Genomic DNA, 22,389 nt, shown 5'->3' on the forward strand with positions numbered 1-22,389 from the left:
AAAACAACAAACTGCCCTTTCAGACTTCCTTGCCGCCTATCCGCTCGATATGGCAAACCGTCCAGACGGCATCCGTTCCGCAATATTGCCACGCCAATTCGGCAGCTCCGCGCCACACGCAGGCGACAACCGCGTCGCCGCACCAGATTGCGCTGACGGCGTGCCAACCGGTTCCGCCATCCGCACGCAAACCGTAAACTGCCGAACCGTCGGTCCGATAACCGACTTTCGCCATATCTTGCGGAAAACCCAAACCGCAGGCTTTAAGCAGTGCTTCCTTAATGCACCACAGGCGGTAAAAAGCCTCTGCCTGCCAACCGGAACGTGCCAAAAAAACCCGTTCTTCAGGGGAACAAACCCATTCGGCAAGTGCCTGAAAATTGCGCGGACGGATCGTTTCAATATCGACACCGCAAACCGTGCCGCCGCCGCAAACCAAAACCGCCGCCCGCCCTTTGCTGTGCGAAAGCGAACATATCTTGCCGCCCTGCTGCTTCAGGAAGCGGCTGACCCGCCAATCCGTCCGCCCTGCCAATTCCGGTGCGCGCAGCAGGCGCGCCCTGTCCGCATCGTCCAGACAGGATTCCTGATAAGCAGCGGCGGCCGACACATCGGCAAGGCGGCACTGCAATACTGTTTTATCATCCGGCACGACACCCTCCGTTCTGCCACTTTGAATAAATGATATTAATACCATTCACCGTATCAGCGTTTATGATTTGCTCGAACAGCAAAACCACCGTACCAATCCCAATCATCCCCAATCAGGAGACCCCAAATGAACAAACTGATACCGTCCCTTATGCTCTGCGTCCTGCTTTCAGGCTGCCTGAACATCGGCAGCGGCTTTCGTGTGCCGCCCGATGCGTCGGGCTGGTGGGAGCTGTGTAATAAAGAAAAGCTGTATCCTGCCATAGGCACCCTACCGGATGCTCCTGAAGAACAACAAGCTGAAATGATCCGGCAGATGAATGTGTACGGTCAGCGAAAGCTCGACGATATGTTTTCCTGCGGCTATGACCCGATTGGCGGCGGTACGTCAAGAGCCGATGCCTGCGTGCGCAAGAAAGGCTGGTACCGTTCGGGCAAAGATATCTATCCCGAAAATAAAATCTACGAGCAGTGCCAGCACGACTAGGCTTGTTCTCCGTATTTCAGGCTACCTGCATATGACCCGAATGTTTGACATCAACTTCTCCGACAATACGCCGATTGCCCTCGACCCGCTATGGACCCGCGCCGATTTTATACGCACGGTACACGCCCTGTCGTTAAAATTAAAGCAAAACAACATCCGTTCGGCGGCATTGTGGTTTGACGATGCCGCGCTGTTCGCAGCCGCATTGCTTGCCGTTTGGAACAGCGGCGGCAAAGCCCTGCTGCTGCCGAATACCGCGCCCGGAAACCTGACTTGGGCGAAATCCGCACAAATCCTGCTGACCGACACCGATATTGTTTCAGACGGCATCCGCGTTTGGCAAATACTGGATCCTTGCGGCGGTATGCCGTCTGAAAACCGCATACCGGAAACATTGGACATCCCGCCCGAATCAGAAGTGCATTTGCGTACTTCGGGTTCCGGCGGTGAGGCCAAGACAATCGTCAAAACCGCCGCGCAAATCGAATCGGAAGCCCGCGCGCTGGCTGCGACAATCCCGTTCGGACGCGGCAAAACCGCCGTCCTCGGCAGCGTATCGCCGCAACATATGTACGGACTTACCTTCCGCTTCGCGCTTCCGCTGCTGATGGGGTGGGCGATGGTCCGCAGGCAAAACGCCTATCCCGAACTGCTGCTGTCGGCAAGCCTGAACGTGCCGTCCAATTATCAAAATGTCTGGATTGCCAGCCCCGCCCTGCTCAACCGTTTCGGCGAAAATCGGGATTGGGCGGCGTTAAACGGAAGGATAGGCGGCATCGTTTCCGCAGGCGGGGAACTCCCACCGGAAACCGCCGCCCTGTTGGAACAATATGCGGTACGCCCTTATGAAGTTTACGGCAGTACGGAAACCGGCATCATTGCATCCCGCCAAAAACAAAGCTTGTGGCAGCCGTTTCCCGATGTTGCCGTCCGCAATACCGGCAAATCGGTGGAAATCTCTTCGCCGTGGACAAACGGCGTGCAATACATTGCCGATTGCATCGAAACACACGAAGACGGTTTTGCCCTGCTGGGCAGGCAGGACAGGATAATCAAATTGGCAGACAAACGCATTTCGCTCAACCAAGTCGAACACGAATTGCTGAAACACCCTTGGATTGCCGACGCACATTGCGCCCTGCATCCGGAACACGGGCGCATTGCCGTTTGGGCGGCACTCGATACGGAAGGCATCACGGCGTGGCTGGAACAGGGGCGCACCGCCGTTATCGCCGCACTCAAGCAACACCTTGCCCAAACGCAAGACACGGCTGCCCTGCCGCGCTACTGGCGTTTTACAGACCGTCTGCCGCGCAACGGACAAGGGAAAATTACCGCAGCGGACTTTCAGACGGCATTGGCAGAACCCGCCGCGCCGCAATGGCACACCTTGCCGCCCGAAGGAAACCGGTTGCGCTATCAAACCCGCGTACCGCTGGATTTGCCCTATTTCGGCGGACATTTTTCCACCTTCCCACTCGTCCCCGGCGCAGTCGAATTGGAATGGGTACGCCGGCTTGCCGCACGGCACCCTTTCGGCAGGCAAAACATTATCCGCATCGAAAACCTGAAATACCAGCAGTTTATCCGTCCGTATGACGACATTTCCGTAGAACTCGGATACGATGCCGATAAAAACAAACTGTCATTTAAAATCCAAAAACAGGATGCCGCCTGCGCCTCGGGGAAACTGGTATTCGACACGCCGCAGGACGGCCCCAACCCAACCGCAAGGGAAGAACGATGAACCGCCTTCGCAAAGGCAAATAAGATTACCGCCTTACCTTAATATAAATATGAACATCCTCGCCCTCATCCCCCATTACAACCACCCGACAACCGTCGGCACGGTTGCACGCAGCCTGCGCGCCCACGGTTTGGACGTGTTGGTCGTGGACGACTGCTCCCGCCCCGACTGCATACCCGTTTTAGAAAATCTGGCTTCAGACGGCATCCGCGTCATCCGCCGCACAAGCAACGGCGGCAAAGGCGCGGCAGTACGCACAGGTTTCGAGGCGGCGGCGGAGCTGGGATACAGCCACGTCCTGCAAATCGACGCCGACGGCCAACACTGTTTGGACGACGTGCCGAAGTTCGTCCGTGCCGCGCAACTCAATCCCGAAGCCCTCGTCTGCGGTCAGCCGCAATACGGCGGCGACGCGCCCAAATCACGATTGTACGGGCGCAAAATTACCGACTTTTGGAATATGGTTCACACCTGGTCGTCCGATATTAAAGACGGTATGTGCGGCTTCCGCCTTTATCCGTTGCCGCCTGCGTTGGCGGTCATACGCGGAGAATACATCGGCAACCGTATGGACTTCGATATCGAAATCCTGATCCGGCTATATTGGCGCGGCATCAAACCCATGTGGATACCCACGCCCGTCCGTTACGCCGCAGACGGCATTTCCCACTTCCGCGCCCTTGCCGACAACATCCTTATCAGCCAAATGCACACACGGCTGTTTTTCGGTATGCTCAAATGGCGTTGGCGCATCTTGAAAGGCGCATTCCGATGAACGGCGCATCCCGACACTGGGCGGAACAAAACGAACGCGGCAACCGCCTGTTCCTCAAGCTGACGGCGGTGATTGTCCGTTATCTGCCCCCTTTTCTGATGAAACCGTGTATTTGGTTTGTCGTCCTATATTTCTACCTGACCTCGCCCCGTGCGCGGAAAAACCTCCATACCTACCAAAACCGCCTGCGGCATACCTTTCCCGACGCTATGCCGTCTGAAAACCGCATATTCGCGCAGTTTTTGGCATTCGGCGAAGCCGTTTGCGACCGCTTTGCCGTATGGCAGCGCAAAATACGTTACGAAGACTTGATTATCGAAGACCCCGACAACCTGACCGCCTCGATGTATCAAAACGGGCGCGGGCAGATTTTTGCCTGTTCGCACCTGGGCAATACGGAAATCTGCCGCGCACTGGTTTCCCACCACCGAAATTTCAAACTCAACGTCCTCGTACACAGCCGCCACGCACAAATGTTCAACGAAGCCCTGCAACAGGCGGGGGCGGACAAAATCCAACTGATACAGGTAAGCGACTTGGACGCATCGCTGATGATGACGCTCAGCCGGCGCATTGAAGCAGGGGAATGGCTGGCAATCGCCGCCGACCGTATCCCCGTCCGGGGCGAAAAAACCGTAACCGTCGATTTTTTGCAACACCGTACCGAAATACCGCAAGGGGCGTGGATTCTGGCATCGCTGCTGAAAACCAAGGTCAACGCGCTGTTTTGCATCAAACAGGACGGACGCTACCGCCTGAAACTTCGCCCTATGACCGACACATCGGATTGGACGCGGGCGGAACGCACGCAAAAAATCAAAGAATCCGCACAACATTTCGCCCGCATCTTGGAAGAAGAATGCCGTCTGAATCCGCTGCAATGGTTCAATTTTTACGACTTTTGGCACACGGAGCACCATCCCTGATGAACAAAAAACACATTTTCTGCCGCCACAGCCACATCATCCAAGTCCCATTTTTCGATGTCGATCCGATGCAGATCGTCTGGCACGGCAACTACGTCAAATACCTCGAAGTCGCACGCTGCGCCTTCCTCGAAAGCATAGGCTACGGCTACGATGAAATGGGCAGGCGGGGCTTCAGTTGGCCCATCGTCAAAATGGACTTGAAATACATACGTCCCGCACGGTTCGGACAAACCATACTCATCGACATGGCAATCGTCGAAATCGACACTTGCCTGCGTATCGACTACACTTTGTCCGATGAACAAACCGGCGAAAAACTGACCCGTGCATCGACCACGCAGGCGGCAGTATCCTTGGAAACCGGAGAAACACAGTTCCAAACGCCGGAAAGCTGGCTCGAAGCCGTACGGGGTCATCCGACTTTTCAAGCCGCATAAGCCCTGCCGCCCGCTTTCAGACGGCATTTTTACCCATTATTGCCACACCGACAGACAACTATGAAAAAATACCTGCTTGCCGCACTCCTTGCCGCAACCGCCCTTTCCGCCTCGGCATTTTCCACTGCCGAACTGGCCCGGATACTGCAAAAACCCGACAACATCCAAGGCAGCTTTATCCAATACCGCCATCTGAAATCCCTATCCAAACCGATGGCTGCAACCGGAAAATTCGTACTGATGCCCAAACGCGGTCTGCTCTGGCAGATGCAAAAACCGTTTGCCGCCACCCTGCGCGTCCGTTCAGACGGCATCAGCCAATGGAACGGCAAAGGCTGGATAATGCCCGATACCGGAAAAATGCCCGGACAAAACAGGCAAATCAAACTCTTTCTTGACCTGATCGGCGGCGATACGCAAGGGCTGGAAAAACAGTTCGATCTAAAACTCGAAGGGTCGGCGCAAAAATGGACGCTGCAACTCACACCGAAAACCCTGCTGATGAAACAAATCTTCAACCATATCGACATCAGCGGGGACAACGTCGTCCGCCGCATCGAACTGCACGAAAAACAAGGCGACAAAACCGATATGCGGTTTGACGGCATAACCGTCGGCAACCCGCCGGACAAGTTTGCCGAACAATCACTCTGACACTGTCCGAACCGCTATGACCCGCCTGATTTACACCCTGTTGATGTCGGCACTTGCCGTCTTTGCCTGCTACAACATCACAACGCGCGATTGGCTGCAAACCGATTTAACCGAGCTGCTGCCCAAAAGCAGCCAGGACGCCGTTTTGCAGGCGGCGGAACGCGCCGGCGACGCGCAAATCAACAGTCAAATCATCCTGCTGGCGGGCAGCCCCCGACCCGAAACCGCATTTCAGACGGCATCGGAAATTGCCGGCTTGTGGCGGCGAAGCGGACTGTTTTCCGAAGTAAACAGCCAAATCAGCCCCGACCTTGCACAAATCCGCCAAGACATCGGCAGAATCAGTTTAGCCGTCCTACCCGAAGCCCAACGGCGTTTGCTGACCGAAAAACCCGCCGACTATTTCCGCCAACGCGCCGAAGATGCCGCCAACCCGTTTGCCGTATCCCCCCTGCCCTTAGATGAGGACTGGCTGGGTTTCGGGCGTTTCGTTGCCGGCAAAATCAATCCCCAAACCCGTCTGCAATGGCACCCCGAAAACGGTATGCTGTTCAACGAAGACAACGGAAAAACCTGGGTTTGGATACGCGCCAAGCTGCCCGATAACGCCCTTCCTCAAGATGCCTTGGCAAACCTGCTCCAAAAAACACAGACATTGGCATCCGGCAGGCACGCCGAAATCCTGACCGGGGGCGGCGCACTTTTTGCAGCAGCCGCCAAAGCCGATGCAGAAAAAGAAAGCCGGATAATGGGTTTTGCCGGCACCGTCCTGACCGTCGCCCTCATCTTGTGGGTTTTCCGCAGCGCGCGCACCTTTTGGCTGCTGCTGCCGCCTGCGGCGGGAATGCTGGCGGGTTTGGCGGCGGCTCTGGCGGTATTCGGGCATATTCACGCCCTGACGCTGGTTATCGGTACGAGCCTGATCGGGATGCTGGTCGATTTCCCGCTGCACTGGCTGACCCCGTCTGTATTCTCATCATGGCAGGCGAAACCGGCGATGAGGCAGGTATTGCCCACCTTTGCCGTCAGCCTGCTGATTACCGTTTCGGGATACGCGCTGCTCTGGTTCACCCCTTTGCCGGTTTTACAGCAAACTGCCGTTTTCTCCGGCTTTTCGCTGCTGGGCGCATTCGGCGCGACCGTCTGCCTGCTGCCGCCCCTGTTTGCCCGTTATCAGGCGAAACCCGTACCTTTTGCCGCCTTAAGTACCATACTGGGCAAACATATCAAGAAACGGCTTCCCTCATCCTTCCGTTATCCCGCAACAGTTTTCCTGATGGTTTTCGCCGCCGTCGGACTGTGGCGCAGCAACTGGCACGACGACATCCGCCAATGGGTGAATATGCCGCTCGGACTGTTGTCGCAAATACAAAAAATCGGCACATTGGGCGGAACCGATTTCAGCGGTCAATATTTGGTTGCCGAAGCCGCAAGCGAAGACGCGCTGCTGTTGAAAAATGCCGAACTGCGCCGCACCCTCGATCCCCTGATCAAACAAGGCAAACTGAAAGATATCCAATCGCTGGATCAATTCATCCTGCCGGCCGCCGAACAAAACAGCCTGAAACAACATTTGCGCGCGATTGCAGACAAACCCGGCAACTACCGCGCCCTGCACGAACTGGGCATTCCCGAAGACACGCTGAAATCCGCCCTGCTGCAAGCGGCCGGCACGCCCGCCATCACGCTTTCAGACGGCCTCGCCCTGCCTCTGGCGCAGGCTTGGAAACCCCTGTATCTCGGCGAAGCCGCACCGCACCGTTATGCCTCCGTTATCCGCCTGAACGGCATGACCGATCCGGAAACCGTCCGCAAAACGGCGGAAACCGTCCCGGGAATCAAATGGGCGGACAAACGCGGCAGGCTCAACGAACTGTTCCGACATACGCGCAATCAGGCGGCTTGGCTGAAATTGTCGTCTTACCTGTTGGCATGGCTGCTGCTGTGGCGGCTGTTTGGCGCGCGGCAGGGCGGAAAAATCCTCGCCGTCCCCATCGCTGCCGCCATCGGCACTGTTGCCGTATTGGGTTGGCTGGGCATACCCGTCAGCCTGTTTGCCATGTTCGGATTGCTGCTGGTTTCCGCCATCGGCATCGATTATGCCGTTTACGCGCTCAATGCCGGACACAGCACCGATGCGCGGCTGGGCGGTATGCTGCTTGCCGCGCTCACGACCGGCATCTCCTTCGTCCTGCTTGCCTTCAGCGGCACACCGGCCGTCGCCGCATTCGGCATAACCGTCGGCATCGGGGTCATATTGAACCTGTGGCTGGCGGCACGGCTGATGTACTCCGTCCCCGATACGCAGCATCCCGAACGTCAGCCGCCCTGCCGCCGTTTCCGCTTCAGACGGCATTCTTGAAAGGAACTTATGCGCCCGACCACGACCCTGCTTGCCCTATTGACCGCAAAACTGCTCGCCGCCTGCGCCCCATATGCCCTGCCCCTGCCCCAAACCCAACCGCGCCTTGCCCAAGACGTACAATGGTTCAAATGGGAACGCTACAATAAGGGGCAAGAACCGGTACAAACCGGCATACTGGCGGCCGAACAGCTGGAAGACGGCATCCGGTTTGTACAAACCGACATATTGGGCGCACCGGTTTCACGCCAAACCATCAATAGCGGAGGCTGGCAAAATGACGGGTTCGTGATGCCCAATATGCCGTCCCGCCGCCTGTTTGCCGCACTGCTCCCGCTGATAACTGCCGAGAATGCCGCGCCCCCCTATCCCGGCCTCAAACAGGCAGGCGGCGGCGCGTCCTTTTGCAAAGAGGGGGCATTGTTCCGCTACCGCAATCGGGACATATGGTGCGTCAACCATATTGGCGGACAGTTTCTGATTACCCTACCCGACCAAACCCGCTGGTCGGTTACACCGATTGAACCATTATGAACATACCTGTTTACCTCGGAAGCCCTGCACTCACCAGCGCGTTGGGTAGCGGACTGCACACCCACATCGATGCCCTGCTGTCCCCTTCTTCCAAACCGACACTGACATTTTCATCCGACTGGGTTGACGGCAAAAACCTTGCCTTCGGTATGGTAAAAGAAACCCTGCGCCCCTTTTCAGACGGCACGCCCGCACACTGCCGCAGCCGCACCAACCGGCTGCTTTGGCACACGCTCGGACAAATCGAACCGCAAATCCGCGCCGCCATACGGCGGTACGGCGCAAACAGGATTGCCGTCGTCATCGGCACATCCACCGCCGGCGCGGACGAAAACATCCCGATGTTCGAACAGGCAGTGCAGGGAAAAGCCTGGCAAGACCTCACGTTCAACCAATGCCAACACCTTATGAACGCGCCCGCCGATTTCATTGCCGATGCTTACGGGCTGAACGGCCTGCGTTACGTCGTTTCCACCGCCTGCACTTCCGGCGCGCGCGCATTAATCAGTGCCGCCCGCCTGCTTCGCGCCGGTATGTGCGATGCCGTCATCTGCGGCGGCGCGGACACACTCTCGCCGCTGACCGTCAACGGATTCGCCTCATTGGAAGTCTTGTCCCCAAACATTGCCAACCCTTTCTCCGCCAACCGCGACGGCATCAATATCGGCGAAGGCGCAGCCGTATTCATCATGACGCGCGATGCGGATTTTTCCGGCGATATGCGGCTTCTGGGTTACGGCGCAAGCAGCGATGCCTACCATATTTCCACACCCCGCCCCGACGCTCAAGGCGCAATCCTTGCCTTTCAGACGGCATTGCAACACGCAGGCCTTGCGCCCGAAGACATCGGCTGGATTAATCTGCACGGCACCGGGACGCACCACAACGACAGTATGGAAAGCCGCGCCGTTGCAGCGGTTTTCGGCAACAATACGCCCTGCACGTCCACCAAGCCGCAAACCGGACACACGCTGGGCGCGGCGGGCGCAATTGAAGCCGCGTTCGCGTGGGGCATTGCCGACCGGCAAAGCAATCCCGAAGGGAAACTTCCGCCCCAGCTTTGGGACGGGCAGAACGACCCCGACCTGCCCGCCATCAACCTGACCGGCAGCCGCTGGGAAACCGAAAAACGCATTGCCGCCAGCTCATCGTTTGCCTTCGGGGGAAGCAACTGCGTCTTAATCATCGGATGAAATAAGTTTGTCAATCCCACCGCTATGCTATACAATACGCGCCTACTCTTGACGGGTCTGTAGCTCAGGGGTTAGAGCAGGGGACTCATAATCCCTTGGTCGTGGGTTCGAACCCCACCGGACCCACCAATTCCCAAGCCCGGACGTATGTTTGGGCTTTTTTGCCATTTATGGCGGCACATTTAGACCGGACAGGCAACACGGTTTTTCCCTGCATCTACCTTTTGTCGGACGACCTCATTATGAACCCGAAAATTCCCGCCACAGCGGCTATATTGGTCAAAAACTCGGAACGCTATCTGCACGAAGTATTGACCGCGCTTCAAGACTTCGATGAAGTTTTGCTGCTCGACAACGGCTCGACCGACCGCACCTTTGAAATCGCCGAACGCTTCACCAACATCAGTTATCACAAACATAACTTCATCGGCTTCGGCCCGATGAAAAACCTTGCCGCAAAACTTGCGCGAAATGATTGGATATTCAGCATAGACAGCGACGAAGTGGCAGATAGAGAACTGATTGCCGCCATCCGCAAAGCCGTGGCGGAAAACAAAGAACAAAACATCTTCTCCCTCTCGCGCCTGAACCATTACAACGCCCGCCTGATCAAAGCCTGCGGCTGGTATCCCGACATTATCCCGCGCCTTTACCACCGTCGGTTTACCCGTTTTTCCGACCGTCAGGTGCATGAATCGCTGATTTTGCCGCCCGATGCAAACGTCCGTCTGCTCGAAGGCCGTCTGAAACACTATTCCTTCGAAAACGCCGAAGGACTGATTCAGAAAATGCAGCAATACAGCTCGCTCTACGCCGAGGAAAACCGCTACAAAAAAAACAGCTCGCCCTTCAAAGCCCTCTTGCACGGCAGCGTATCGTTTGTCAAAAACTACCTGCTCAAACGCGGCTTCGCCTACGGCGCGGACGGCTTGACCATTTCCATCGCCAATGCGCAAGGTTCGTACTACAAATATGTCAAACTTTACGAGCGCAACCGCAACATCAGTGTCGCCCTAATTGTAACCACCTACAACCGCCCCGACGCGCTGGAGCTGGTTTTGAAGTCCGCGCTCGCGCAAACCCGCCTGCCAGACGAAATCATCGTCGCCGACGACGGTTCGCGCCAAGACACCGCCGAAGTTGTCGAGTTCATCCGCAGCAACACCGACATCCCCGTCAAACATTCTTGGCGGCCGGACGACGGCTTCCGCGCCGCCGAATCGCGCAACCGCGCTCTGGCACAGGCAAAAAGCGACTACATCATCCTTATCGACGGCGACATGATACTCGACCCGTCCTTCATCGCCGACCACCTCAAGCTCGCACGCAAAGGCAGGCTGATACAGGGTTCTCGCGTTATCCTGACCCAAAGCCGCACCCAGGAAATTTTAGACTCCGGCGAATTGCCCTATTTATCCGCGTTCAGCCAAGGCATAGAAAAACGCCTGTCCGCCCTGCGCTGCCGCAGCCTGTCCGCCCTGATCGGCAGACAAAGCAGCCGCAAACACAAAGGCATCAAAACCTGCAATATGGGCTTTTTCCGCAGCGATGCGCTGGCTGTCAACGGCTTCGACAACCGCTTTGTCGGCTGGGGGCGCGAAGACAGCGAGTTCGTCGCCCGCCTCTTCCATAACGGCATAAAACGCCACAACCTTAAATTTGCCGGCATTGCCTACCATCTTTGGCACAATGAAGCCGAACGCAATGCCTTACCGCAAAACGACGCGCTGCTCAAAGCCACGCTGTCCGAACAAAAAATCCGCTGCGAAGACGGTTTGGACCGCTTCTTACCATAAATTCAAATAAAAGCACCTATATCCTTATTTCTGCCATCACTCCTGAGCAGGCAGGAATCCGGTTTTTTGAATTTCAGTTATTTTAAATAAATCTTGAAACTTTAATCTCGTCATTCCCGCGAAAGCGGGAATCCAGTCCCTTCGGTTTCAGTTTTTGTGTTTCGGATAACTTCCTATGATTTCTCGTTACCAGATTCCCACTTGCGTGGGAATGACGGCGAAAAGACGGTCGTTGTTTCGGACAAATCACCGTAGCGTTAAAATTCTGTATTCCCACTCTCGCGAAAATAACGATATGCGTATTCTCTATTTAATCCACGATAAAAACTTCAGACGGCCTATGCCGTCTGAAAGCCCATCATGCAACAAACCGCCAAATTATATTCGTTCATTAGAAAGAAACACCCCGAATTCATCCTTCAAAATAAGAAAATCCCAATATCACCCGATATCGCGCAGCCTATTGGCAAAGTTTTGCAGCGTCTTCCCCGGCTTGTGCTGCCGCATCAAGTGCTTTGTTACAATGCACTATCTTCACATTTCTTAATAAATTTTATGAGTAACCATACTTCTTGGTCGTCCAAAATCGGTTTCGTCCTTGCTGCGGCAGGTTCAGCCATCGGTTTGGGCGCGATTTGGAAATTTCCTTATACGGCGGGCACCAACGGCGGCGCGGTGTTTTTCCTGCTGTTTTTGATATTTACTATCTTGGTCGCCCTGCCTGTCCAGCTTGCCGAATTTTATATCGGGCGCACCGGCGGTAAAAATGCCGTCGATTCCTTCAGGGTTCTGCGTCCGGGCACGCAATGGCTTTGGGTCGGACGCATGGGCGTTGCCGCCTGCTTTATTTTGCTGTCGTTTTACAGCGTGGTCGGCGGATGGGTATTGAATTATGTCGTCCACAGTTTTACGGGGGCAATCCATGCGGGAGCGGACTTTGAAGCCCTGTTCGGCACAACGATTTCCAATCCGGCAGGTTCGCTGTCCTATCAGGCACTGTTTATGCTGATTACAGTTTGGGTGGTCAAAGGCGGGATTTCAGACGGCATTGAAAAGGCAAACCGTTATCTGATGCCGGGGCTGTTTATCCTCTTTATTGCGCTGGCAATCCGTTCGCTGACGCTGCCGGGTGCAATGGAGGGCGTGTCTTTCCTGCTCAAACCGAATTGGTCGTACTTTAAAGCCGATACGATGATTACGGCTTTGGGACAGGCGTTTTTTGCCTTGAGCATCGGCGTTTCCGCCATGATTACCTACGCTTCGTATTTGGGAAAAGATCAGGATATGTTCCGTTCCGGCCATACGATTATGTGGATGAACCTCTTGGTTTCGCTGTTGGCAGGTTTGGTGATTTTCCCGGCGGTGTTCGCCTTCGGTTTTGAACCGAGCCAGGGGCCGGGATTGATTTTTATCGTATTGCCCGCAGTGTTCATGAAAATGCCGTTCGGTACGGTTTTGTTTGCGGTATTTATGCTGCTGGTCGTTTTCGCCACGCTGACTTCGGCATTTTCGATGTTGGAAACAGTCATTGCCTCAACCATCCGCCAAGACGAGCGCAAACGCAAAAAACATACTTGGCTTATCGGCACGGCCATTTTCATTATCGGCATCCCGTCCGCACTGTCTTTCGGAATTTGGAGTGAGTTTAAGATTTTCGGCAAAACCATTTTTGATTTGTGGGACTACCTTATTTCTGCAGTCATCATGCCTGTCGGCGCATTGAGCGTTGCCGTATTTACCGCTTGGATTCAGGACAAACAGTCTGTATTAAAAGATGCCGGATCGGGCAGCACCGTACCCCGGGCAGTGCTGCTGCTGTGGCTGAATACCTTGCGCTACCTCGCCCCGATTGCCATTATTATTGTTTTCGTCAATTCTCTAGGTATTCTCTAAAAAAGTCCTTCAAGTGGTATCAAAATACCGTCTGAAACTGTTTCAGACGGCATTTTACTTTTGGTTCAACCTATTTCGTTCAAAGTATTGTCCGGCATGACCAGCCAAACTTTAAGCCGCCTGCTTTCGGCAACCGACCGTATCAAGGGCAAATCCATAATGGAAAACGCCGTCGACAAGGCATCGGCAACCGCCGCATCATCCGCCATTACGCTCATGCTTTTATAACGCGGCGTACTCACGCCGGTTCGCGGATCGAACAAATGGGTAAACCTGCCCGCTTTGTCCATCACCGTCCCATAGCCGCCCGAAGTGGCAAACGCCTTGTCTTTCATCGTGATATTTGCCAACACGTCTTCTTCGTCGTCCGGATGGCGGATGCCGACATTCCAAGTCCGCCTGCCGTTTGTATCAAATCCCCTGATTTCGCCCATATCGACCAGCGCGGCAGGCACGCCGTTTGCCTTCAGCAACGCGACGACCTTATCCGTAATATAGCCTTGCGCGATGCCGTTCAAGGACAAACCCATACCCTTTTCGGCAAAACGGATTTCACGGTCGTCAAACGAGACTTTGCCGAAGCCTACCCGTTTCAGGGCTTCCTTCACGCTGTTTTGAGGAGGCGGCGTTTCCGCATCGGGATGGGCGGAAAAATAATCGGCATACAGTTTCCACAAAACCTGAACCGTCGGATCGAATGCCCCTCCGGTCAAAGTATGCATATCCCGACAAATGCTCAACAGTTCCAAAAAATCCGCCGGCGGCGAAGCGAGATAACCGTCGCGGTTCAGACGGCTGATCAGACTGTCTTCACGGTAAAGGCTGAACATTTTTTCCAAACGCGCCACTTCCGCCAAAACCTTGTTGACCAAATCCGCCGCACGCCTGTCGTCCACGCCGAACAGGCGCAGCTCCGCGCCGGAACCCAGCGCGACACCTTTCCAGAAAAACACATTTTCATTGCGTTTTTCATCCCCATTGCGTTTTTCGCCGCTGGCGGCAAAAGGATTCGGCAAAAAAGAAACCGCCGCGCCCGCCGCCGCAACGGCGGCAACCGTCAAAAAACGCCTGCGCCCGAAATGCCTGCCCATACCGCCTCCTAAACCGACACTGCCGCCTTGATATGCGGATGAGGATCGTAACCTTCCAACTCGAAATCTTCAAACTTGAAGGCAAACAAATCTTTGACTTCAGGATTGATTTTCATCACTGGCAAGGCGCGCGGTTCGCGTTCCAACTGCAATGCGGCCTGCTCGAAATGGTTGCGGTACAAATGCGCGTCGCCAAACGTATGGACAAACTCGCCTACTTCCAGTCCGCACACTTGCGCCATCATCATCGTCAAAAGCGCATAGCTGGCAATATTAAACGGCACGCCGAGGAAAATATCCGCGCTGCGCTGGTAAAGCTGGCAGGACAGTTTGCCGTCGGCAACGTAAAACTGAAACAGCGCGTGGCAGGGCGGCAAGACCATCTCATCGACCAAGGCCGGATTCCACGCCGACACAACCAGGCGGCGCGAGTCGGGATTCTTCTTGATTTGTTCCACCACATTGGCAATTTGGTCGATATGGCGTCCGTCGGGCGCGGGCCAACTGCGCCATTGGTAGCCGTAAACCGGGCCCAAGTCGCCGTTTTCGTCCGCCCACTCGTCCCAAATGGAAACATTGTTGTCCTTCAGATATTTGATATTGGTATCGCCTTTGAGAAACCAAAGCAGCTCGTGGATAATCGAACGCAGATGCAGCTTTTTGGTCGTCAGCAGCGGAAAACCTTTGCCCAAGTCAAAACGCATCTGATAACCGAATACGGAGCGCGTGCCCGTACCGGTACGGTCTGATTTGTCCGTACCGTTGTCGAGGGCGTGGCGCATCAAGTCCAAATAGGCTTTCATCATCATCTTTCATCAAATTAAACGGCGCATATTGTAACATTTCCGGCCAACGCCCGAGTCCGGACAAACGCGCAGGCCGCCCCGCCGGACACTCAAAACACGAGTACAGTCAGGCAGGATTGTTGACAATTTCAGTCCTTTTCCACAGTAAAACCCGGATGGAAAACAAAATTACCTTGATTGGAATCAAAAAATCTAGTTTAATTACTTAGAATAAAATTCCAATAATATTTTTATTTGAGAAATTAATTTATGATTATTGATTAATTATCGGCAATAAACATCAAACATCGAAAATATGGAAAAAATAATGTCAACAATTTGTGCAAAATCAGGCTTGGCATCAGAAAAAAATAGGTTTATATTGCTACCTACAAATTTGTTTTCCCATTAGTACAATATCAACCAAAAGGAGTATCCGAATGACTGACCTGAACACCCTGTTTGCCAACCTCAAACAACGCAACCCCAATCAGGAGCCGTTCCATCAGGCGGTTGAAGAAGTCTTCATGAGCCTCGATCCGTTTTTGGCAAAAAATCCGAAATACACCCAGCAAAGCCTGCTGGAACGCATCGTCGAACCCGAACGCGTCGTCATGTTCCGCGTAACCTGGCAGGACGATAAAGGGCAAGTCCGAGTCAACCGCGGCTACCGCGTGCAAATGAGCTCCGCCATCGGCCCTTACAAAGGCGGTTTGCGCTTCCACCCGACCGTCGATTTGGGCGTGTTGAAATTCCTCGCTTTTGAACAAGTCTTCAAAAACGCGCTGACCACCCTGCCTATGGGCGGCGGCAAAGGCGGTTCCGACTTTGATCCCAAAGGCAAATCCGATGCCGAAGTAATGCGCTTCTGCCAAGCCTTTATGACCGAACTCTACCGCCACATCGGCGCAGACACCGATGTTCCGGCCGGCGACATCGGCGTAGGCGGACGCGAAATCGGCTATCTGTTCGGACAATACAAAAAAATCCGCAACGAGTTTTCTTCCGTCCTGACCGGCAAAGGTTTGGAATGGGGCGGCAGCCTCATCCGTCCCGAGGCGACCGGCTACGGCTGCGTCTATTTCGCCCAAGCGATGCTGCAAACCCGCAACGATAGTTTTGAAGGCAAACGCGTCCTGATTTCCGGTTCCGGCAACGTGGCGCAATACGCCGCCGAAAAAGCCATCCAACTGGGCGCGAAAGTGCTGACCGTTTCTGACTCCAACGGCTTCGTCCTCTTCCCCGACAGCGGTATGACCGAAGCGCAACTCGCCGCCTTGATCGAATTGAAAGAAGTCCGCCGCGAACGCGTTGCCACTTATGCCAAAGAGCAAGGTCTGCAATACTTTGAAAATCAAAAACCGTGGGGCGTTGCCGCCGAAATCGCCCTGCCCTGCGCGACCCAGAACGAATTGGACAAAGAAGCCGCCAAAACCCTGTTGGCAAACGGCTGCTACGTCGTTGCCGAAGGTGCGAATATGCCGTCGACTTTGGGCGCGGTCGAGCAATTTATCAAAGCCGGCATCCTCTACGCCCCGGGCAAAGCCTCCAACGCCGGCGGTGTGGCAACTTCGGGCTTGGAAATGAGCCAAAACGCCATCCGCCTGTCCTGGACGCGCGAAGAAGTGGACAACCGCCTGTTCGGCATTATGCAAAGCATCCACGAGTCCTGCCTGAAATACGGCAAAGTCGGCGACAAAGTAAACTACGTCAATGGTGCGAACATTGCCGGTTTCGTCAAAGTTGCCGATGCCATGCTGGCGCAAGGTTTCTAAGTAAACACAACCAACCCGCAAACAAAATGCCGTCTGAACCGCAAATGCTGTTCAGACGGCATTTCATTATCCGCCCGTTCAAATCGGGTGAGACTACCGATACATCTGAATATGCTATGCCGTCTGAACGGCATTCACACCGCCCAATCCTGCACGCGCTTCAAATCGTTTTGCGCCAAAGTATCCGCGTGGCGGTTACGGCTCTGATATTCCCTGTCTTTCAATATGCTGCTCGCCACATAATTCAAATGTGCCTTTGCCGCCTCCGAAGCCTCGCCCGGCCGGCGGTTCGATATCGCCTCATACAGCACGCGGTGCTGCGCCATCAGTTTCGGACGCGGATCTTCTTCCTGATTCAGATAAATAAGGCTGCTGCGCGTCTGCCGGTACAGCATTTTCAACAAACCGCCCGACAAATGGCTGAACAACAAATTGTGCGCCGCATCGGCAATCGTCTGATGAAAGCTGACATCGGCTTCGCTCTGATGTTCCAAATTGCCGCTTCCGCACGCTTCCTCAAACTTTTCAAGCCAAAACCGAATCCGCTTCAAATCGGCATCCGTCCGGCGTTCTGCTGCCAATGCCGCCATACAGCCCTCGATGTGGCAGCTGAAATCAAAAACATCCTGTTCCCAATTGGAATGTTTGCCCAAAAGCTCCTGCCAACTTTGCAAAAAATCCTGCTGTGGCTTGACCGAAACATAATAACCGTCTCCCTGTCTTGCTTCCAAAACCTGACGGGCAACCAAAACATTCAATGCCGACCTGACCGACGGGCGCGAAACGCCGAACTCTTCCGCCAAAACGCGTTCGGGCGGAATCTTGCCCCCTTCCGCGTAAACGCCTTCCGCAATGCGGCCTTCCAATACCGACAATACCTGATCGCTGATTTTCTGAGGCCTTACCAGTTTCATTACCCCTCCTTTATAAAGATTCCCTGCAGAACCCTTCCGAAATACATCAAATATCAAATTGGACTGACCAATCAGGGCGGATTCTAATGACACGCCGTTCCCTCCGTCAACGGCATTTACCTCGCACCGCCCCGAAACATAAGAAAAAACTACACCAAACTACAATTTTTGTTCATGCAAATATTTGTTTTAACAGTATTTAAACGAAAGCTCCGATTCAAATCTGCCGAACCGCCCAAAAATATATTGACCTGAATATTAAAGTTTCGTAAAGTAATGCAACGTTGCTTTAATTGGTTTGACCACTATTGCCGACGATTAGAAAAATATTTTCGGAGATGTTCAATTATGGAAACTTGGGTTCAAAACTACACGGCAATCGGCGGCAGCCTGTATCTGACTGCCGCCGCCGCACTCTTACCCATCGTCTTTTTCTTTGCCGCGCTGACCGTCCTGAAGCTCAAAGGCTATCAGGCGGGGCTTTATACGCTGCTGATTGCGCTTGCCGTTGCCGTATTCGGCTTCGGGATGCCTGCGGGTATGGCGGTTTCTTCCGCGCTGTACGGCTTCGCTTACGGATTGTGGCCGATTGCCTGGATTATCGTTACCGCCGTGTTCCTGTATAAAATTACCGTAAAAACAGGGCAGTTCGACATCATCCGCGCTTCCGTGATTTCGATTACCGAAGACCAACGCCTGCAAATGCTGCTGGTCGGCTTCTCCTTCGGCGCATTCCTCGAAGGCGCGGCAGGCTTCGGCGCGCCGGTGGCGATTACCGCCGCTTTGCTGGTGGGCTTGGGCTTCAATCCGCTCTACGCCGCCGGTTTGTGTCTGATTGCCAACACCGCGCCCGTGGCTTTCGGCGCGATGGGCATCCCGGTTCTGGTTGCCGGACAAGTGTCCAACCTCGATCCTTACCACATCGGTCAAGTCGCCGGCCGCCAGCTTCCTATCCTTTCAGTTATCGTACCCTTCTGGCTGGTTGCCATGATGGACGGTATGCGCGGCATACGCCAAACTTGGCCTGCCGTTCTGGTTGCCGGCGTATCCTTTGCCACAACCCAATTCATTACCGCCAACTTCATCGGCCCCGAGTTGCCTGACGTTACCTCCGCATTGGTCAGCCTGATCTGCCTGTCTGCCTTCTTGAGAAAATGGCAGCCTAAAGAAATCTTTACATTCAACGGCATGAAAAAACCGTCCGAACGCAAAGCGGGCGAATACACTGCCGGACAAATCATCAAAGCTTGGTCGCCCTTTGCCATTCTGACCGTTTTCGTCAGCGTGTGGACGATTAAGGGCGTTAAAGAGGCTTTGGGCGTTGCTACCATCAAATTCGACTGGCCGATGCTGCACAACTTGGTACAAAAAGCCGCGCCCATCGTCAGCGAACCAACACCATACGCCGCCGTATTCAAAATTGACTTCCTCGGCGCGGTCGGTACGGCAATCCTGTTTGCTTCCATCGTTTCCGCCGCTTTACTGAAAATGAAACCTTCCGAAGCCGTCGGCACTTTCTTTGAAACGCTTAAAGAACTGCGCCTGTCCATCCTGTCTATCGGTTTGGTACTCGGTTTTGCCTTTGTAGCAAACTATTCGGGATTGTCATCCATACTGGCACTAATCCTCGCAGCGACAGGAACCGTATTCCCGTTCTTCTCACCGTTCCTCGGCTGGCTGGGCGTATTCCTGACCGGTTCGGATACTTCTGCAAATGCCTTATTCAGCTCTTTGCAGGCAAGTACGGCGCACCAAATCGGCGTTACCCCCGAGCTGACCGTTGCCGCCAATACAACCGGCGGCGTAACAGGCAAAATGATTTCCCCTCAATCCATCGCCATCGCCTGTGCGGCAGTAGGCTTGGAGGGCAAGGAATCCAACCTGTTCCGCTTCACCGTGAAACACAGCCTGATTTTCTGTAGCTTTGTCGGCCTTCTGACCCTCCTGCAGGCATATGTTTTGCCGTGGACGCTGATTTTCTTTAATAAATAACCCGTCTTTCAAAATGCCGTCTGAAGCCTTTTCCGCTTCAGACGGCATTTTTTATCGAGCCGATACATTCATTATTGATATATGTTAAACAAAGTGCAACTTCTGATACATCGTTCAGTTTAGTTTTATATACTACTTTAGGACTAACACAACAACCATCTATTTAAGTAGATTAAATATGAAAACTACCCACTTCCTACTCCTTCCCCTTGCAGCCGCGCTAAGCCAAGCATGGGCAGCCCCTGTTGCGGAAGAAACCGCCGAACTCTCGCCCGTTACCGTTACCGGAACACAGCAGCAAAAAGCCAACACAGTCAAATTCAATCCTAAAGCCACCCTCCAGCCCCTACCGGCAGGCGACGGCGCGGATTTGCTGCAATCTGTCCCCAACATGAGCATCATCCGCAAAGGCGGTAGCTCGGGCGATCCATTGTTCCGCGGTTTGGGCGGCTCGCGCCTTGCCATCAACGCAGACGACCAGTTCGTTTACGGCGGCTGTTCCAACCGCATGGACCCGCCAACTTCTTATATCCACCCCAGCACCTTTGACGAAGTTGTCGTAACCAAAGGTCCGCAAACCGTTACCCAAGGCATGGGTTTGATCAGCGGTTCGGTACATTTCGTCCGTAAAGATCCGACCTTCCACGAACAACCCTACTCCTTCAACGGCAGCACCACATTAGGCAACAGCGGCAGACGCGATGCCTCCTTTGAAGCAGGTGCGGGCGGCAAATACGGTTATGCCCGCCTCAATGTCTCACACAACGAATCCGACGACTATAAAGACGGAGCAGGCAACCGCGTACATTCCAACTTCAAACGCGACAGCCAGATGGTTCAGTTGGGCGTTACCCCGACCGAAAACACCACCATCGCCGGTACATACGAACGCAGCCGCGGGAAGGCAGCCTACGCTGACCGTATGATGGACGGCAGCAAATTCGACCGCGACGCGTGGAATGTCCGCATCAGCCAACGCAATATCACACCTTGGTTGAGCGAAATCGAAGCACGCTACGGCTCCAGCGAAATCGACCACGTGATGGACACCTACAGCCTGCGTCCCGTCGGAACAATGGACAAGGAAGCCATTAACCCCAAACGCCGTACCGATACCGGCAACCTCAAAGCCACTTTCGATTGGGACAACGTCAACCTTCAAACCGGCATCGACTATATGCGCGACCGCCATACCGAACGCAAAGGCGATGAAAACTACGCTTCGAGTCCTTTCAAGCCTACCCAAAGTTTTGACCAACTGGGCGGCTTTGCCGAGGCGGCTTGGCAACGTACCGACAAGCAAAAACTGATTGCCGGTTTGCGGCACGACCAGGTAACAGGCACATACGAAAAGACCGACTCCAATCCCCTCAAAAAAACCAAATATCCTTTGACTTCCGGCTTCTTCCGTTTCGAGCAAACAAAAGGCAATACCAAATACTATGCAGGTTTAGGCATCGCCCAGCGTGCGCCCGACTACTGGGAACGCAAAAAATCGGAAAACCTCCGAAAAGAAACCAACCGTCAACTTGATGCAGGGCTGATTTGGAACAGCGGAAATTGGCACGTCTCCGCCTCTGTATTTGCAGGCAAGGTTGACGACTTCATCATAGTCGAAACAAAACCGATGATGCATCATGCCGCCAGCAGCGCGCCGACACATAGCCATCACACGGGACATCACCACACAGGATCCACTCCGACGGCATCGGCAACAGGACACTCCGGCAGCCATACTCCGACGACACCGGCAACCAGCGGACACGCCAGCCATCATCATGGTGCAGACTTAAGCGCGCGCAATATTGATGCCATCCGTCTAGGCGGCGAAATTGAAGTGAAATGGGAATTCGCTCCTAATTGGAGCATATCCAGCAACTTAGCCTATACCTATGGTAAAAACCGTACCGATGGCAAACCGTTGGCACAAACACCCCCGCTCGAATGGAATAACACCCTTGCCTTCGACAACGGCAAATTCAGCGCGGGCGCACTGTGGAAACTGGTTGCCAAACAAAACCGCTACGCCAAAGGACAGGGCAACATCATCGGTCAGGACATCGGCGCATCCGCAGGCTTTGGTGTGCTTTCCGTCAATGCAGGTTGGAAATTCAACAAATACGCCACCCTGCAAGGCGGAGTGGACAACGTCTTTAACAAAACCTATGCCGAATTCGTCAGCAGAAGCGGAGGATTTGTCGATCCTGCCGCCGGCATCAAAACCACCCGCGTCAACGAACCCGGCCGCACCGCTTGGTTAAGGCTGCAAGCCAAGTTCTAAACGCCTGCATTTTAAAATGCCGTCTGAAACCTTATCGTTTCAGACGGCATTTTTTGCAAGGTGCGACAATCCGTCGTTCCGCTAGCATTTCCT

Annotated in this window: 18 protein-coding genes and 1 tRNA gene; 15 read left to right on the forward strand and 4 right to left on the reverse strand. The window is 54.3% G+C overall.

Annotated features, from left to right (window positions below; translation table 11 throughout):
- Positions 1-19: 19 nt before the first annotated feature.
- Positions 20-652, reverse strand: coding sequence for a 4'-phosphopantetheinyl transferase family protein (locus tag Q9J80_RS06455; protein ID WP_304671620.1), 633 nt, complete (start codon positions 650-652; stop codon positions 20-22).
- 126 nt (positions 653-778) lie between these two features.
- On the opposite strand from Q9J80_RS06455, the gene Q9J80_RS06460 reads away from it, so the two are divergent.
- From Q9J80_RS06460 to Q9J80_RS06515, 12 genes are all read left to right on the forward strand, one after another.
- Entirely contained in the window at positions 779-1,138 is a 360-nt protein-coding gene (locus tag Q9J80_RS06460) for a hypothetical protein (RefSeq protein WP_118810762.1), read from the forward strand.
- 31 nt (positions 1,139-1,169) lie between these two features.
- Positions 1,170-2,885, forward strand: coding sequence for an ApeI family dehydratase (locus tag Q9J80_RS06465; protein WP_304671621.1), 1,716 nt, complete (start codon positions 1,170-1,172; stop codon positions 2,883-2,885).
- Between the two features lie 49 nt (positions 2,886-2,934).
- Positions 2,935-3,660 (forward strand): glycosyltransferase family 2 protein, encoded by a 726-nt coding sequence (locus Q9J80_RS06470; protein WP_304671622.1) that lies wholly within the window; start codon positions 2,935-2,937, stop codon positions 3,658-3,660.
- The gene (locus Q9J80_RS06475; RefSeq protein WP_304672766.1) at positions 3,657-4,586 is read left to right on the forward strand and encodes a lysophospholipid acyltransferase family protein; all 930 of its coding nucleotides are present in this window, start codon (positions 3,657-3,659) and stop codon (positions 4,584-4,586) included. Before Q9J80_RS06470 ends, Q9J80_RS06475 begins: the two co-directional genes overlap by 4 nt.
- Positions 4,586-5,026, forward strand: a complete 441-nt coding sequence (locus Q9J80_RS06480) for an acyl-CoA thioesterase (protein ID WP_118787610.1) — start codon at positions 4,586-4,588, stop codon at positions 5,024-5,026. Before Q9J80_RS06475 ends, Q9J80_RS06480 begins: the two co-directional genes overlap by 1 nt.
- Positions 5,027-5,086: 60 nt before the next feature.
- Positions 5,087-5,680, forward strand: a complete 594-nt coding sequence (locus Q9J80_RS06485; protein WP_118787609.1) for an outer membrane lipoprotein carrier protein LolA — start codon at positions 5,087-5,089, stop codon at positions 5,678-5,680.
- Between the two features lie 16 nt (positions 5,681-5,696).
- Positions 5,697-8,042, forward strand: coding sequence for an MMPL family transporter (locus tag Q9J80_RS06490; RefSeq protein ID WP_304672765.1), 2,346 nt, complete (start codon positions 5,697-5,699; stop codon positions 8,040-8,042).
- 9 nt (positions 8,043-8,051) lie between these two features.
- Positions 8,052-8,576 (forward strand): hypothetical protein, encoded by a 525-nt coding sequence (locus tag Q9J80_RS06495; protein ID WP_301673058.1) that lies wholly within the window; start codon positions 8,052-8,054, stop codon positions 8,574-8,576.
- Positions 8,573-9,769 carry a beta-ketoacyl-ACP synthase gene (locus Q9J80_RS06500; protein ID WP_304671626.1) on the forward strand — a complete coding sequence of 399 codons (1,197 nt, stop codon included), beginning with the start codon at positions 8,573-8,575 and terminating at the stop codon, positions 9,767-9,769. Before Q9J80_RS06495 ends, Q9J80_RS06500 begins: the two co-directional genes overlap by 4 nt.
- 53 nt (positions 9,770-9,822) lie before the next feature.
- A tRNA-Ile gene (locus Q9J80_RS06505) sits at positions 9,823-9,898 on the forward strand.
- Between the two features lie 113 nt (positions 9,899-10,011).
- Positions 10,012-11,565, forward strand: coding sequence for a glycosyltransferase family 2 protein (locus Q9J80_RS06510; protein WP_304671627.1), 1,554 nt, complete (start codon positions 10,012-10,014; stop codon positions 11,563-11,565).
- Positions 11,566-12,120: 555 nt separating this feature from the next.
- The gene (locus Q9J80_RS06515; RefSeq protein ID WP_304671628.1) at positions 12,121-13,458 is read left to right on the forward strand and encodes a sodium-dependent transporter; all 1,338 of its coding nucleotides are present in this window, start codon (positions 12,121-12,123) and stop codon (positions 13,456-13,458) included.
- 65 nt (positions 13,459-13,523) lie between these two features.
- On the opposite strand, the gene Q9J80_RS06520 is transcribed toward Q9J80_RS06515, so the two are convergent.
- Positions 13,524-14,549, reverse strand: coding sequence for an FAD:protein FMN transferase (locus Q9J80_RS06520; protein ID WP_304672764.1), 1,026 nt, complete (start codon positions 14,547-14,549; stop codon positions 13,524-13,526).
- Positions 14,550-14,557: 8 nt separating this feature from the next.
- Positions 14,558-15,352 carry a thymidylate synthase gene (locus Q9J80_RS06525; protein ID WP_304672777.1) on the reverse strand — a complete coding sequence of 265 codons (795 nt, stop codon included), beginning with the start codon at positions 15,350-15,352 and terminating at the stop codon, positions 14,558-14,560.
- A gap of 422 nt (positions 15,353-15,774) precedes the next feature.
- Between Q9J80_RS06525 and gdhA the strand changes: the two genes are divergently transcribed.
- Positions 15,775-17,109, forward strand: a complete 1,335-nt coding sequence (gene gdhA / locus Q9J80_RS06530; RefSeq protein ID WP_304672763.1) for an NADP-specific glutamate dehydrogenase — start codon at positions 15,775-15,777, stop codon at positions 17,107-17,109.
- Positions 17,110-17,243: 134 nt separating this feature from the next.
- Here the strand turns inward: gdhA and Q9J80_RS06535 are convergent, their stop codons facing one another.
- The gene (locus Q9J80_RS06535; RefSeq protein ID WP_304672762.1) at positions 17,244-18,023 is read right to left on the reverse strand and encodes a FadR/GntR family transcriptional regulator; all 780 of its coding nucleotides are present in this window, start codon (positions 18,021-18,023) and stop codon (positions 17,244-17,246) included.
- 348 nt (positions 18,024-18,371) lie between these two features.
- On the opposite strand from Q9J80_RS06535, the gene Q9J80_RS06540 reads away from it, so the two are divergent.
- Positions 18,372-20,015, forward strand: a complete 1,644-nt coding sequence (locus tag Q9J80_RS06540) for a lactate permease LctP family transporter (RefSeq protein ID WP_304672761.1) — start codon at positions 18,372-18,374, stop codon at positions 20,013-20,015.
- A gap of 178 nt (positions 20,016-20,193) precedes the next feature.
- Complete coding sequence (locus Q9J80_RS06545; protein ID WP_301673067.1) at positions 20,194-22,296, forward strand: TonB-dependent receptor domain-containing protein; 2,103 nt, start codon at positions 20,194-20,196, stop codon at positions 22,294-22,296.
- Positions 22,297-22,389 lie beyond the last annotated feature (93 nt).

Source organism: Neisseria blantyrii, assembly GCF_962747855.1.
GTDB lineage: Bacteria > Pseudomonadota > Gammaproteobacteria > Burkholderiales > Neisseriaceae > Neisseria > Neisseria viridiae.